Source organism: Stagnimonas sp. FW305-C-60, from assembly GCF_058782965.1.
In genome coordinates this window covers 1,406,018-1,419,978 of sequence record NZ_JBYSYF010000001.1, presented here as the reverse complement: position 1 = coordinate 1,419,978, position 13,961 = coordinate 1,406,018, and the positions used below count along the sequence as shown (strand labels likewise).

Annotated in this window: 10 protein-coding genes; 6 read left to right on the top strand and 4 right to left on the bottom strand. The window is 69.3% G+C overall.

The features are described 5' to 3' along the window. Positions 1-4: 4 nt before the first annotated feature. A complete protein-coding gene (locus AC3WT6_RS06415) occupies positions 5-871 on the top strand; it encodes an alpha/beta hydrolase family protein (protein WP_492652732.1) in 867 nt (288 codons plus the stop codon). On the opposite strand, the gene AC3WT6_RS06410 is transcribed toward AC3WT6_RS06415, so the two are convergent. Further along, positions 868-4,248 carry a PKD domain-containing protein gene (locus AC3WT6_RS06410; protein WP_492652731.1) on the bottom strand — a complete coding sequence of 1,127 codons (3,381 nt, stop codon included), beginning with the start codon at positions 4,246-4,248 and terminating at the stop codon, positions 868-870. The two genes, AC3WT6_RS06415 and AC3WT6_RS06410, sit on opposite strands and share 4 nt — an antisense overlap. A gap of 204 nt (positions 4,249-4,452) precedes the next feature. On the opposite strand from AC3WT6_RS06410, the gene AC3WT6_RS06405 reads away from it, so the two are divergent. Further along, the gene (locus AC3WT6_RS06405; RefSeq protein WP_492652730.1) at positions 4,453-4,935 is read left to right on the top strand and encodes an FKBP-type peptidyl-prolyl cis-trans isomerase; all 483 of its coding nucleotides are present in this window, start codon (positions 4,453-4,455) and stop codon (positions 4,933-4,935) included. Between the two features lie 60 nt (positions 4,936-4,995). After that, positions 4,996-5,850: a class I SAM-dependent methyltransferase gene (locus tag AC3WT6_RS06400; RefSeq protein ID WP_492652729.1), complete on the top strand. Its 855-nt coding sequence runs from the start codon at positions 4,996-4,998 to the stop codon at positions 5,848-5,850. Positions 5,851-5,863: 13 nt separating this feature from the next. On the opposite strand, the gene AC3WT6_RS06395 is transcribed toward AC3WT6_RS06400, so the two are convergent. Together AC3WT6_RS06395 and metH are read right to left on the bottom strand one after the other, a co-directional pair. After that, on the bottom strand, positions 5,864-6,553 hold the full coding sequence (locus AC3WT6_RS06395) for a hypothetical protein (RefSeq protein WP_492652728.1): 690 nt from the start codon (positions 6,551-6,553) through the stop codon (positions 5,864-5,866). Between the two features lie 55 nt (positions 6,554-6,608). Beyond that, on the bottom strand, positions 6,609-10,442 hold the full coding sequence (gene metH, locus AC3WT6_RS06390; protein WP_492652727.1) for a methionine synthase: 3,834 nt from the start codon (positions 10,440-10,442) through the stop codon (positions 6,609-6,611). A gap of 157 nt (positions 10,443-10,599) precedes the next feature. Here metH and AC3WT6_RS06385 point away from each other — a divergent pair, with 157 nt between their 5' ends. After that, complete coding sequence (locus tag AC3WT6_RS06385; RefSeq protein WP_492652726.1) at positions 10,600-12,012, top strand: DUF1631 family protein; 1,413 nt, start codon at positions 10,600-10,602, stop codon at positions 12,010-12,012. On the opposite strand, the gene AC3WT6_RS06380 is transcribed toward AC3WT6_RS06385, so the two are convergent. After that, positions 12,009-12,434, bottom strand: coding sequence for a DUF1801 domain-containing protein (locus AC3WT6_RS06380; protein WP_492652725.1), 426 nt, complete (start codon positions 12,432-12,434; stop codon positions 12,009-12,011). The genes AC3WT6_RS06385 and AC3WT6_RS06380 overlap by 4 nt on opposite strands. Before the next feature lie 211 nt (positions 12,435-12,645). Here AC3WT6_RS06380 and lexA point away from each other — a divergent pair, with 211 nt between their 5' ends. Together lexA and imuA are read left to right on the top strand one after the other, a co-directional pair. Beyond that, on the top strand, positions 12,646-13,314 hold the full coding sequence (gene lexA / locus AC3WT6_RS06375) for a transcriptional repressor LexA (RefSeq protein ID WP_492652724.1): 669 nt from the start codon (positions 12,646-12,648) through the stop codon (positions 13,312-13,314). Positions 13,315-13,326: 12 nt separating this feature from the next. Further along, positions 13,327-13,959 carry a translesion DNA synthesis-associated protein ImuA gene (gene imuA, locus AC3WT6_RS06370; RefSeq protein ID WP_492652723.1) on the top strand — a complete coding sequence of 211 codons (633 nt, stop codon included), beginning with the start codon at positions 13,327-13,329 and terminating at the stop codon, positions 13,957-13,959. Positions 13,960-13,961: the final 2 nt, after the last annotated feature.

Below are 13,961 nucleotides of genomic sequence, written 5' to 3'. Positions count from 1 at the left end.
CTTCATGCCCGCCGTACAGAGCCTGGACCTGCTAAGCCGTGACGGCCATCCCCTGGCCGCCGATTTCTTCGCCCCGGACAACACACCGCGCGCGGCGGTGCTGATCGCCGGCGCCATGGGCGTACCGCGCCGCTTCTACGCGGCCTTCGCCAGCGACCTCGCCGACCACGGCCTGGCGGTATTGACGCTCGACTACCGCGGCTTTGGCGGCTCGGCGCCCAAGCGCCTGCGCGGCTACCGCGCCTCGATCAGCGACTGGATCGACCACGACCTGCCGGCCGCGCTCGACGCCCTGGTCGAGCGCGCACCCGGCGCGCCCTTGCTGTGGCTGGGCCACAGCGTCGGCGGCCAGCTGTTCGGCTTCATGGACACCTCCCGCCTGCGGGGCGCCCTGCTGGTCGCCAGCCAGAGCGGCCACTGGGCGCTCTGGGACAAGCCGGAGTGGCGACGGCGGATGTGGACGCTCGGCCATGTGCTGCTGCCCGGCTGCGCGCTGACGCTCGGTCGCTTCCCGGGCCGCCTGCTCGGTGGCGACGATCTGCCGGCCGGCGTTGCCCGCCAATGGGCAGCCTGGATCCGCGACCCGGAATACCTGGGCCACCTCGCCCGCCGCCGCGACTGGGCCGACTTCGCCCGCTACCAGGGGCCGCTAAGGCTGGTGAGCATCGCCGACGACGACTACGCGCCGCCACGCGCCGGTGCCGCTCTGCTGGCCTACTTCCGGCAGGCGCGCGGCGAGCGGGTGACGGTGACGCCGGCCGAGGTCGGCGCCGAACGCATCGGCCACTTCGACGGCTTTCGCAGCCGCCACCGCGAGCGCCTCTGGCCGCAGTGGCGGGACTGGCTGCTGGCGCAGGCGGCGACGGCTTAGCGCCGCCGCGCGCTCCGACGCCGCCAGCCGATCAGCAGCGCGAACGGCAGCAGCAACGTCGCCGGCAGGGCACCGCCGAACCGGCCTTCGTTGTTGCCGCCAGAGCTGCCACCACCACTGCTGCTGCCACCGGAGCTGCTGGTTCCGCCGCTGCTGCCGCCACCGGCGGCAGTCACCACGATCGTCACCGTCGCCGGCACGGCACTGACCTTGCCGGCCTTGTCTTTGACCGTGAGGTTGGCGATATAGCTGCCGGCCTGGTCGTAGACGTGCTCGGTGCTGGCGGTCGCCTGGTCCACCACCGGCTCGCTGCCGTCACCGAAGCCGAAGGTGTAGCTGCTGACTGCATCGCCGGCGTCCGGATCGCTGGAGCCGCTGCCATCGAACTGCACCCGCAGCGGCGCCACCCCGGTCAGCGGCGCGGCGCTCAGCACCGCCACCGGCGCGCGGTTGTCATCGACCGGCGGCGGCTCGACGGTGCCAAAGTCATAAGTCCAGATGCCGCGCCCGTAGGCGGCGACAAACAGGCGGTTGGGATTGCCGGGCTGCACCTGCATCTGACCGACCGCGACATTCGGGAAGCCCTGGCCCAGCACCGCCCAGCTGCCGCCCTGGGTGTCGCCGGAAATGAAGGCGCCAAGATCGCCACCGACGATCAGCTGGTCGTTGCGCAGCACGATCGCGGTCACCGGCGCATCCGGCAGGCTGCCGGTGATGTCGACGAAACTCGCGCCGGCATCGGTGGACTTGAACAGGCGACCACTGCCGATGTTGGCATTGCTGTCTTGGTAGTACGCGCCGGGCGGCGCCCACTGGCGGCCGGAGTAATCGCCCAGGCCGACGTACACCGTCCGGGGATCGGCGGGGTCGATCTCGATGGCCGAGATATAGCGGTTGGGCAGGCCCGCCGCGGCGGCGAAATGCCAGCCATCGCTGCTGCCCTTCTGCGGCGGTTTGTCGCCGCCGACATTGGTCGCCAGCGCGTTATGGAAGCCCAGTTCGCTGCGGTTGAGGATGTCGCAGACGCCGCAGAAGCCAGCGTAGATGGCCGCCCCTTCGACGTCGAGCTTGGACATCTGGTAGTTCTGCGCGTTGTCCGGCTGAGTGCCGGCATCGAACACCTGCACCCAGCTTCCGGTCGGGCCTTCCAGGCGCACCACGATTTCGCGCGCGCCGGTGACCAGGTGCTTGGCGTCGGTGGGGTCCATCTGGAAGTAGTTGGAGAAGGTCGCGCCGGTCAGGGTCGGTGCGATGCCGGTCCAGTTGGTGCCGCCATCGGTGGTCACCCGCATGTCGGCATTGGTGTACTCGCTGTAGGCGATGCTGGAATTGTCCGGGTCCACCGAGGCAAAGAAGCCGTCGCCGCCATAGGCCATGAACTGGCCGCCGCCCTGGTTGGTTGCCGGATCGGGATCGACCTTGCCGGAGCCGTTGTCCTGCAACCCAAACCACACCGTGCCGTCCTTGGCCACCGCCAGGCCGTAGGGCAGCAGGGTGTTGAAGCCCTCGTTGGCGCCATCGCCCCAACCGGCGTTGACGAACTCGCTACCGCTGGCGACGTGCTGCTTGTAAACGCCACCGTCGTTGCCGGCGAAGATGGTCACGCCGCCCTCGCCGTCGGGCACGAACAGGCCTACGTGCTGGTCGGGGTGGGTGGTGTCATGCGGGATCGGATCATTGCTGAGCGGGCAGACCGGCAGGCCCAGGCTGAGGCCGCCGCAGGTACTGCCGGCGAAGTAGTCGCCGATCACCTTGAAGTCGTCGGGGCCGGACTGCAGCAGGCCGTTGAGCGGCAGCTGGGTGACGCGCGAGGCCCAGACCTCTTCCAGGCCGAACAGCATGCGGGTCGGCACGCCCAGCAATTGCCGGGTCGGGTCTACCGCCACCCAGAGGTTGTAGTAGCCCTGCACGCCCGGGGCGTAGCCCAAGGCGGTCTGGGTCACCAGGGCCGAGCCGCTGGTGGGATTGGCGGCGATCTCGGCGTAGTCGGCCATGCGCACCCAGCTGTCACCGAAGTCTGGCGACACATAGATGCCATTGAACAGCGAGGAGAACAGCAGGCTGGTGCCGATGCCGATCAGGCCGGTGGGGTCTTCCGGCAGGTCCAGGGTCGGCACGCCGCCGTTGAACAGCACCGCATCGGAGACGATGGCGTAGAGGTAGTTGTGGTCCTGGTCCGGGCCGGTGACGGCACCGAAGGCGATGCGGCCGATGCGCTCCTTGGGGGTGAAGCCGATCGGCAGCGCGGCATCCAGCGCATAGGCGTCGACCAACTCAACGAAACTGCCGGGCTCGCCGGTCGCGGAACGGTACAGGCCGTTGCCGGGCGAGTGCAGTTTTCCATCCGGGTAGGCCTTCTGCCCGGCGCGATAGCCGACGCCGGCGATCACCGGACAACCCTTGGCGTCACAGACCACCTCCGTGCTGCCGCCCGGCTGTTGAACCACGACATCGGTGACGAAATTGGCGAACAGGCATTCGGCGTCGGAGCGGCCCTCGCAACCACCGCCCACCGGCAGCGGCACCAGGCTGTAGCTGCGGCCGGCGTCGGTGGAGCGGTACAGCCCCTTGCTGGTGCCGGCGTAGACGATTTCCGGATGGCTCTTATCGACCACCAGCTTGAAGCCCATGATGCCGTCCGGCACGCCTGCGGCGAAGTGCCAGGTCTGGCCGAGATCGTCGCTCCAGTAGGCGCCCAGGCCGACGAAGTTGTAGCCACCCATGCTCGGCTCGCCGCCCAGGGCGAGCAGGCTGCCGCCGGCGGCCGGAGTCCAGGCGACCGCACCCACGGTCTGCGAAGGCAGGGCGTTGCCGACCGAAGTCCAGTTGTCACCCAGGTCGGTGCTCATCCAGACGCCGCCGGTGCCTACCGAGGCGAACAGGCGCCCGTGCTCGGCGTCGTAGTCCAGGCTGTCGACGCGGCCGCCCAGCTTCACCAGGCCGGTGTCGTTGACGCTGGGAAAACGCACGTCGTTGGAGATCAGCGGCCCACGGCCATAGGGCTGCCAGGCGCTGCTGGCGCCTTCGACCTTGGCCTGCGCCTTGGGGCTGGCCAGCCGCTCTTTCTGCGCGTGCAGGCGGCGCAGCGCACCCGGCTCCGGCAGACCGCGACGGGCGCCGGCGTCCTGCTCCATCGCCATGCGCTCCGGCAAGCGCTCGGGCAGCCGCGCCGGCAGGCAGGCCGCGGTGATGCCCTGCTCGCGCGCCTCCTCGCCCGCCGGCACGCTGCCGCTGGGGCAGGAGCGCGGCGTGGCAAGCCCGGCGCCGCCGGGCAGCATCCACAGTACGGATGCAGTCGCCAGGCTGGCGCAGGCCAGCGCGAGCCCAGGCGACAACCAGCGATGGAACCGGGGCGAGAGCTTGGGGACAGGATTCATGGCGCTTCCAAAGACGTTCAGGGACGGTCCGCACGGCGGGACGCATGGCTATTGCAACGGCCATCGGCGGCGCAGGATGACAACAATGTCAGGTTTGGGCGAGACAAGCAGACTTCGTGCCGCCCGGCTGGTCGGGCGCCGCGCGCCGCGCAGCGCCCGGCGACGGAACTAGGGATAAACTGCGCGCCCTTTTTGGAGTTGCCCATGAACATCGGACCGCAGTGCGCCGTCAGCTTTCACTACACCCTCACCGACGACGCCGGCGCTGTGGTCGACAGCTCGCGCGGCGGCGAACCGCTGGCCTATCTGCACGGCGCCGGCAACATCGTGCCCGGACTGGAGGACGCCCTCTCCGGCCGCGGTGCCGGCGAGCAGTTCAAGGTCAGCATCGCCCCCGAGCAGGGCTATGGCGCGCGCATCGAGGCGCTGGTGCAGAAAATGCCGCGCAGCATGTTCGAGGGCATGCCCGGCCCCGAGATCGGCATGCAGTTCCAGGCCGAGAGCAACATGGGCCCGGTGATGGTCACGGTGATCGCGGTGGACGAAGACAGCGTGACCCTCGACGGCAACCACGCCATGGCCGGCGCCACCCTGCACTTCGAGGTCGAAGTGGTGGCGGTGCGCGCCGCCAGCGCCGAAGAGCTGGAGCACGGGCATGTCCACGGCGCCGGCGGTCACCACCACTGAACGGCGGCCGACTCCGTCGGTCTGAACGGCAACTCCGCCGCAACCCCAGGATCTCCGCGCATGTATCTGCCCGCCAACGCCATCGCACTGGCTCTCGTTTTCGGTTCGCTGATCCTGCCGATGCCCGGCCTGGCGCTGGAAAAGCCGGTCGCCATCAAGGAAGCGCCCAAGGCCCTGCGCGAGGCGGTGGCGTCGGAGCAGCGCAGCCCGGCATTCCGCGAGCGCGACCGCTACCGGCACCCGCTGGAGACGCTGGAATTCTTCGGGGTGGAGCCGAACATGAGCGTGGTCGAGCTCTGGCCCGGCGCCGGTTGGTATACCGAGATCCTGGCGCCCTATCTGCGCCAGCGCGGCAACTACATCGCCGCCGGCTTCGTGCTCGATGAAAACTCGCCGCGCTATCAACTGCGACTCAACGAGGTGCTGCTCGACAAGCTGCGTGCGCAGCCGGCGCTCTACGACCGCGCGCAGCTCACCACGATGGGGCCGCCGGACCACTGGCAGATCGCGCCAGAAGGCAGCGCCGACCGGGTGCTGAGCTTCCGCAATGTGCACAACTGGCTGGCCGGCGACTACGCCCCGCAGGTGTTCGCCGCCGCCTACCGGGCGCTCAAGCCGGGCGGCCTGTTCTGCATCGTCGAGCACCGCGCCTGGCCGGGCACCAGCATCGAGCAGATGAAGAAGACCGGCTACGTGACCGAGGAAGAGGTGTACCGGCTGGCCGAAGAAGCCGGCTTCCTGGCGCTGTCCGGCTCCGAGATCAACGCCAACCCCAAGGACAGCAAGGACTACCCGGAAGGCGTCTGGACTCTGCCGCCGACCCTGGCGCTGAAGGAGCTGGACCGCGAGAAGTACCTCGCCATCGGCGAGTCCGACCGCATGACCCTGCGCTTCGTGAAGCCGGCCAAGCGCTGAAGCGTCGCGCCGCTCAGTCCGGCGCCGGTGGCGGGATCTGGCTGAAGCGCGCGTCCCAGTCGTCGCGCTGGCGGATCAGCCGCAGGTCTTGCCAGAGCACCAGCGCCTCGGTGCGCAGGTTGCCGCCAACCCGGCTCTTGGCGAGATCGACATTGCTCCACACCCTGAGCTCGCCCTCGCGCAGCTCGGCGTGGCCAGTGCGGCCGCGCTCCAGGCCCGGCAGCAGGCGGTGCAGGCGCGGTGCGTAGGCCGCCGGATCGTCGGGGCGGAAGTCCACTTCCATCAGCCGGTCGTTGAAGAATTCCAGGCCGAGCTGGCCCTCCACCTCCAGGTGCCGGTAGCCGTCCACGGTCAGCGTCACCATCTGCCGGGGCGGGTACTTGGCGCTGGGCGGCCGCTTCAGCTCGCGGCGCTGCACCGCATAGCCGGCTGCCTCCAGCGCCTGCCGCAGCGGCGTCTCCGACTCATAGCTTTGCAGGCCCTCGATCAACTCCAGGCGCGGCTCGGCGAGCGCGCGGAACTGGGCGCTCTCCGGATGCGACTGCGCCCCCCGGTGCAGTTGCGCATACCAGTAACTGGCACCCAGGCCGGCCAGGACGATGGCGCCGGCCAGCCAGTACAGCGGCCGGCGCGGCTGCGGCCTCGGCAGGGCCTTGCCGGGCAGCGGAATGGGTTGGGTGCGGCTGAATTGTTCCTGGCTCATGCCTACAGGTTGCCTGCTGGCGCGCCGCCGCGCGAGTGGCGCGCGCCCAAGGGACTCAGTCCTCGGGCTCGTACCCCAGGTTCGGCGCCAGCCATTTCTCCGCCTGCTGCAGCGTCCAGCCCTTGCGCTGGGCGTAGCTCGCGACCTGCTCCTTGTTGATGCGGCCAAGCACGAAGTACTGCGCCTCCGGATGCGCGTAATACCAGCCGCTGACCGAGGCGCCGGGCCACATCGCCATGCTCTCGGTCAGCGCGATGCCGGCGCTGTGCTCGGCGTCGAGCAGCTGCCAGATGGTCGCCTTCTCGCTGTGCTCGGGGCAGGCGGCATAGCCGGGCGCCGGGCGGATGCCGGCGTACTTCTCGGCGATCAGCTCCTCGTTGCTCAGATGCTCGTCGCCGGCATGGCCCCAGAACTCCTTGCGCACGCGCTGGTGCAGGCGCTCGGCGAAGGCCTCAGCCAGACGGTCGGCCAGCGACTCCAGCAGGATCGCCGAGTAGTCGTCATTGGCCTTCTTGAAGGCCTCGACCTTCTCCTTGCAACCCAGACCGGCGGTCACCGCGAAGGCACCGACGTAGTCGTGCAGGCCGGATTCCTTCGGCGCCACGTAGTCGGCGAGGCTGCGGTTGGGCACGCCGGCGCGGTGCTCGCCCTGCTGGCGCAGATTGAGCAGGCGCAGCTTCTCCACCGTGCGGCGCTCGTCGGTATAGACCGCGATGTCGTCGTGGTCGACGGTATTGGCGGGGAACAGGCCGAACACGCCGTTGGCGCTGATCCATTTCTCGGCGATCAGGGTATCGAGCATGGCCTGGGCGTCGGCCCAGAGCTTGCGCGCCTGCTCGCTGGTAGCCGGGTTGTTGAGAATCTCCGGGAACTTGCCCTTCATCTCCCAGGCGATGAAGAAGGGCTGCCAGTCGATGTATTCGCGCAGCTCGGCGAGGGAGTAGTCCTTGAAGACCTTCACGTACTGCGTGGCCTGCTCGTGGTGCTGGTGATCGCAGTTCGGCCCTTCGCACACATCCTTGGTCTGCTGCACCAGCATGCGCGGCCGGAACGGGTGGTAGCCCGCCCACTCGATGGGCGTGCGATTGGCGCGCGCCTTGTCCAGCGTCACGAATTTCTCGTTCTGGTGCTTGTTGGCGTGACGCTCGCGGATCTGGTCGTACTCAGCCTTGGTCTCGGCCATGAGCTTCGGACGCTGCTCGTCCGACAGCAGCGCGGCGGCGACCGGCACCGAGCGCGAGGCGTCCTTCACCCAGACCACCGGGCCTGCATAGGCCGGGTCGATCTTCACCGAGGTGTGCGCACGCGAAGTGGTCGCGCCGCCGATCAGCAGCGGAATCGTGAAGCCCTGCCGCTGCATCTCCTTGGCCAGGTGCACCATCTCGTCCAGCGAGGGCGTGATCAGGCCGGACAGACCAATGATGTCGACCTTCTCGGCCTTCGCGGTATCGAGGATCTTCTGCGGCGGCACCATCACGCCGAGGTCGATGACGTCGTAGTTGTTGCACTGGAGCACGACGCCGACGATGTTCTTGCCGATGTCGTGGACATCGCCCTTCACCGTCGCCATCAGGATCTTGCCCTTGCTCTGCACCACGTCGCCGGGCTTCTTCTCGGCCTCGATGAAGGGGATCAGGTAGGCGACCGCCTTCTTCATCACCCGCGCCGACTTCACCACCTGCGGCAGGAACATCTTGCCGGCGCCGAACAGGTCGCCGACCACGTTCATGCCCTCCATCAGCGGGCCTTCGATCACCTCGATCGGCCGGCCGCCGCGCGCGGAGATTTCCGCACGCAGCTCCTCGGTGTCGGCCTCGACGTACTGGTCGATGCCCTTCACCAGCGCGTAGGTGATGCGGGCGCCGGGCGTGGTCTCGCGCCAGCTCAGGTCTTCGGCGCGCGCCTCCTGCTTCTGGCCGCTGAAGCGGCCGGCGATCTCGATCAGGCGCTCGGTGGCATCGGCGCGGCGGAACAGGATCACGTCCTCGATGCGCTCGCGCAGCTCGGGGTCGAGCTGGTCGTAGACCATCAGCGCGCCGGCGTTGACGATGCCCATGTCCATGCCCTCGCGGATCGCGTGGTACAGGAACACCGAGTGGATCGCCTCGCGGACGTGGTTGTTGCCACGGAAGGAGAACGAGACGTTGGAGACACCGCCGCTGATTTTCGCGTGCGGAAGATTGGCCTTGATCCACTTCACCGACTCGATGAAGTCCAGGCCATAGAGGTTGTGCGCCTCGATGCCGGTGGCGACCGCGAAGATGTTGGGGTCGAAGATGATGTCTTCGGGCGGAAAGCCGACCTGCTCGGTGAGGATCTTGTAGGCGCGCGCGCAGATGGTCTTGCGCCGCTCCAGGGTGTCGGCCTGGCCTTCCTCATCAAAGGCCATGACCACGGCGGCGGCGCCGTACTTGCGGCAGAGCCGCGCCTCGCGGATGAACTTCTCCTCGCCCTCCTTCATCGAGATGGAGTTGACGATGGGCTTGCCCTGCACGCATTGCAGGCCGGCCTCGATGATCTCCCACTTGCTGGAGTCGATCATGATCGGCACCCGCGAGATGTCCGGCTCGCTGGCGAGCAGGTTCAGGAAGCGGCGCATGGCGAACAGGCCGTCGAGCATGCCCTCGTCCATGTTGACGTCGATCACCTGCGCGCCAGCCTCGACCTGCTGGCGGGCGATGGCGACGGCGGTGGTGTAATCGCCGGCCTTGATCAGGTCGCGGAACTTCGCCGAGCCGGTGACATTGGTGCGCTCGCCGACGTTGACGAACAGCGTGCGCGGCTCGCCCTCGACGCCGATGGTGAAGGGTTCCAGGCCCGCCAGTCGCAGCGCGCGCTTGGGCTTGGCCTGCACGCGCGGCTTTACCGGCGCGACCGCCTTCGCAATGGCGCCGATGTGTGGCGGCGTGGTGCCGCAGCAGCCGCCGACGATGTTCACCAGCCCGCTCTCGGCGAACTCGCGGATGATCGCGGCGGTGTCTTCCGGCTTCTCGTCGTACTCGCCGAAGGCATTCGGCAGGCCGGCGTTGGGGTAGCAGGAGATATAGCAGTCGGCGACCCGTGCCAGCTCGGCGATGTAGGGGCGCATGTCCTTGCCGCCCAGCGCGCAGTTGAGGCCCACCGCCAGCGGCTTGGCATGCGCCACCGAGTTCCAGAACGCCTCGGTGACCTGGCCCGAGAGCGTGCGGCCGGAGGCATCGGTGATGGTGCCGCTGATGATGATCGGCCACTCGCGGCCGCGCTCCTCGAACAGGGTGAGGCAGGCGAAGATCGCCGCCTTGGCGTTGAGCGTGTCGAAGATGGTCTCGATCAGCAGCACGTCGGCGCCGCCGTCGACCAGGCCATTGGCCTGTTCGAGATAGGCGGTGACCAGCGCGCTGTAGGTGACGTTGCGCGCGCCCGGATCGTTGACGTCCGGCGAGATCGAGCAGGTGCGGCTGGTGGGCCCCAGCGCGCCGCAGACATAGCGCGGCTTCTCCGGTGTCTTCGCGCTCCACTCGTCGCAGGCGGCGCGCGCCAGTCGCGCGGCCTCAAAGTTCAGCTCGTAGGCCAGCGACTCCATGCCGTAATCGTGCAGGGAGATGGTCTGGGCATTGAAGGTATTGGTCTCGACGAAGTCGGCGCCGGCTTCCAGGTACTTGCCGTGAATCTCCTGGATGATCGCCGGCTGGGTCAGCACCAGGAGATCGTTGTTGCCCTTGAGATCCTTGTGCCAGGCCGCGAAGCGCTCGCCGCGGTAGTGCTCCTCTTCGAGCCTGTAGCCCTGGATCATGGTGCCCATGGCGCCGTCGATCACCAGCAGGCGTTGCGCCAGCAGGTCACGCAGCGCGGCGGTGCAGTCCGGGCGGAGTTGCCGGGGGCGGTCGGGAGAGGAAGCGTCGTAAGCCATGACGGCGGCCTGGCAGCGTGGGGGACGGGTATTTTATCCGCTTATACGGATTAGCGGATATTCAATGCGCTTCGGGTGCGCTGGCCGCTTGTCGGCAGGCCCTAGCCTCGCGTCCCGCGGACCAGGATTGCACTAGGCCCGGCGCTAGCGTGCGCGCATGGTCGCTCAACTACTGCCCCTGCCCTCCGCTCCCGAGGTCGCCAGCCTGGTCGACCGGGAGCGGCCACGGCCGGCACTGCACCCGCTACAGGCGGCGCTGCGCGAGCTGAGCCTGAGGGAGGCCGAGATTTTGGCCGCCGACTTCAGCGACCACCTCGACGAAGCCCTGCAAACCCTGGTCAGCGAGGCCCGTAACGCCTTCGAGACCCGCAACGCCCTCGCCCTCGGCGATGCCCTGCGCCTGGGCCGGGCCAGCCTGCTCCGGCAGATCGCCCAGGCTTTCACCGAACGGCTGGCGCCGCTGCCGGCGGCGGCCAGACCGCAGCTGCTGGATCTGTCCAAGGCCGACACCCCGACGCTGGAAGAGCTGGAAGACAGCATCAGCCTCAACCGCCTGGCCCAGCTCAGCGAGCAACTGGCGGGCGGGCGCAGCCTGCAATTGCGCAGCCGCCTGAACAGCGCCAGCCGCAAGCTGGGGCTGCCGGCACTCGCCAGCGCGTTTGCGCCGGCCACCCCTGGCGACTGCTTTGCCGCCGCCTTCCGCGCCCTGGGCCTGCCCGCCGAGCAGCGCGCCCTGGCCTACCGGCTGGTCGAACAACGCGTGCTGCCACGCTGGCCGGCCCTGCTCGAAGCAGTGCTGCAGCTGCTCGATCAGCAGGCCCTGGATTTTCCCCAGCCCGCAGCCGGCGAGGCCGCCGATGCGCCGGTCGCCCCGCCGACGACGGCAGCACTGACTCCTTCGCGGCACGGCCTGCGTGCGGGACTGTCGAACAGCGCCAGCCAGGTGATTACCGAAGGCTTCCTGCCGCTCCTGGCGAGCATCCGCCGCCGCCACGGCAGCGGCTCTCGGGAGGATCAGGAAACCCTGGGCCTGCTCAATGAGTTCGCCGCCAGCTTTGGCCCCCAGGCCAATGCCGCCACCCGCGCCGACCTGGCGCTGCGCATCGCCCAGGCCCTGCGCGCCGCCGAGCTGCCCGCGGAACGCCTGCAAACACTGATCGCCGCGCTGGACAGCAGCTATGCCCAGCTCGACGGACCGCGCCGCCCTGCGCAGGCGCCCCAGCCGACCGCGCCCGCGCCCACTCCGGTGGCGACCGGCATCGCCGGGCCGCTGCCCCAGGCGCCAGCCGGCGCGCCACCGCCAGCCGCGCCAGATGCCCAGAAGCTCTCGCAGCTGCTGCGCGCCGAGCAGTGGTTCCGGCTACGTGACCCCAAGAGCGGAGATGATCGCTGGCTCTGCCTGTCGGCGCTCTACCAGCCGCAGGACCGACTGAGCTTCCGTGGCTCCGACGGCGCGGTGACGCTGGGCATGCGCGCCAGCCAGTTCGTGCAGGACCTGCTCGCCGGCCGCGCCGAACCCCTGAATCCGGACACCGAAATCGCCCGCGCCCTGCGCGGCGCGCGCGCCTAGCCGGCGGATGCCGGCCCGGGCTTTGCCGCCCGGCGCGGCTTGGACGGGCGCTCCTGGTTGCAGGCGACGGCCGCCCGGATCAACTCACGAAACGCGGCGCCATCGATCTCATCCCCGGCGCGAAGGTCGATCGCCCGACGGAGCTTGCCCGTCAGGCTCGAGTTGAACAGGTGCTGGGGGTCCGCGAGAAAAGCGCCCTTGGCGAAGGTCAGCTTGACGACCTGTTTGTAGGTCTCGCCGGTACAGACGATGCCGTCGTGCGACCAGACCGGCGTCTCCCATTTCCATTCTTCGAGTATCGCCGGGTCGGCCTCGTGTATGAGCCGGCGAACCAGCGCGAGCTTCTCGCCGCGCCAGTCTCCGAGCTCCTGTATGCGGGCCGTGATCCGTTCGGAAGCGGACCCTAGTCCGGGGCCGCTCATGCCCTAGCCCTCCGCAGCGGGGCGACGAGATGCTGGGCTTCCTTGCTCATCAAAGGCGGCTCCTGTTCACGGCTGTCCTAGGCGAAGTATGCGCATACCGCGCAACGCGCGAACGACCTCATCTATGGCTGCGAAAAACAACCCGCGCCCGGCTTGACAGTGCGGCCTCGGAGGACCACTGTATAAAAAACCAGTACCCCTCCCTACCCGCATGGACCTCACCCCCCGCCAGGCCGAAATCCTCGACTTCCTGCGCCGTCACCGCGACGAGCAGGGCCTGCCGCCGACGCGGGCGGAGATCGTCGCCGCCTTTGGCTTTCGCTCGCCCACCGCCGCCGAGGACCATCTGCGGGCGCTGGCGCGCAAGGGCGTGATCGAGCTCAAGCCCGGCGCCTCGCGCGGCATCCGCCTGCTGGAGCGCGCCGACGACTACCTCAGCGAGGCAGTGCAGCTCGCCCGCCGCGAAGCCGCCAACGAGGCCAGCCTGCCGCTGGTGGGCCGGGTCGCCGCCGGTGCGCCCATTCTCTCCGACCCCAATGTCGAGACCCGCATCCCGCTGGCCGGGGATTTCTTCCGCCCGCGCGCGCACTTCCTGCTGCGGGTGCAGGGCGAGTCGATGCGCGACGCCGGCATCCTCGACGGCGACCTGCTGGCCGTGCACCAGACCCCGGAGGCGCGCAGCGGCCAGACCGTGGTGGCGCGGCTGGAGGACGAGATCACGGTCAAGACCCTGCGCCTGAAGGGCGGCATTGCCGAGCTGTTGCCGGCCAATCCCGATTTCTCCCCCATCGTCGTCGACCTCTCGCGGGAAAGCCTCGTGATCGAAGGGCTGGCGGTGGGCCTCATTCGCGGCGGCTTCGGCTCGCCGCTGGTTCGTTAACCGGTACCCCACATGCGCCTCTCACTCGCTACCCCGCCGCCGGAACTCACCGCCCTGCTCGCCAGCGGCAAGCTCTGGCGCGGCCAGGAAGCCCCGCGCATCGCCGCCGAAGCCAGCGGCCACGCCCGTCTCGACGCCCTGCTGCCGGGCGGCGGCTGGCCGAAGGCGGCGCTGTCGGAAGTGCTGCACCCGCAGCCCGGCACCGGCGAGCTGGCCCTGGTGCTGCCGCTGCTGGCACGCCTGACCCAGGCCGGCCAGCACCTCGCCTTTGTCGCGCCGCCGCTGCTGCCCTATGCCCCCGGCCTGAAGGAAGGCGGCGTGCGCCTGGACTACAGCCTGGTGGTGCAGCCGCCCAACCCCACCGAAAGCCTCTGGGCCGGCGAGCAGCTGCTGCGCTCCGGCATGGCGGCGGTGCTGATCTGGGCCGATGCCGCCAGCCCGCAGAGCCTGCGCCGCCTGCAACTCGCCGCCGAGGACAGCGGCGGCATGGCCCTGCTGTTCCGCAGCCTCAAGCGCGCCGCCGAGCCCTCGCCGGCCGCGCTGCGGCTGGCGGTGCGCCGCGAGCAGGGCGTGCCGCGCGTGCAGGTGCTGAAGACTCGCGGCCACGTCGGCGCCAGCCCGCGGCCGATTGCGCTCGGTCAGTGAGC

Coding starts and splice junctions, on each gene's coding strand:
- imuA (WP_492652723.1), top strand. CDS start 13,327: ATGCGCCTCTCACTCGCTACCCCGCCGCCGGAACTCACCGCCCTGCTC.
- AC3WT6_RS06400 (WP_492652729.1), top strand. CDS start 4,996: ATGTATCTGCCCGCCAACGCCATCGCACTGGCTCTCGTTTTCGGTTCG.
- AC3WT6_RS06405 (WP_492652730.1), top strand. CDS start 4,453: ATGAACATCGGACCGCAGTGCGCCGTCAGCTTTCACTACACCCTCACC.
- AC3WT6_RS06410 (WP_492652731.1), bottom strand. CDS start 4,248: ATGAATCCTGTCCCCAAGCTCTCGCCCCGGTTCCATCGCTGGTTGTCG.
- AC3WT6_RS06395 (WP_492652728.1), bottom strand. CDS start 6,553: ATGAGCCAGGAACAATTCAGCCGCACCCAACCCATTCCGCTGCCCGGC.
- AC3WT6_RS06385 (WP_492652726.1), top strand. CDS start 10,600: ATGGTCGCTCAACTACTGCCCCTGCCCTCCGCTCCCGAGGTCGCCAGC.
- AC3WT6_RS06415 (WP_492652732.1), top strand. CDS start 5: ATGCCCGCCGTACAGAGCCTGGACCTGCTAAGCCGTGACGGCCATCCC.
- AC3WT6_RS06380 (WP_492652725.1), bottom strand. CDS start 12,434: ATGAGCGGCCCCGGACTAGGGTCCGCTTCCGAACGGATCACGGCCCGC.
- metH (WP_492652727.1), bottom strand. CDS start 10,442: ATGGCTTACGACGCTTCCTCTCCCGACCGCCCCCGGCAACTCCGCCCG.
- lexA (WP_492652724.1), top strand. CDS start 12,646: ATGGACCTCACCCCCCGCCAGGCCGAAATCCTCGACTTCCTGCGCCGT.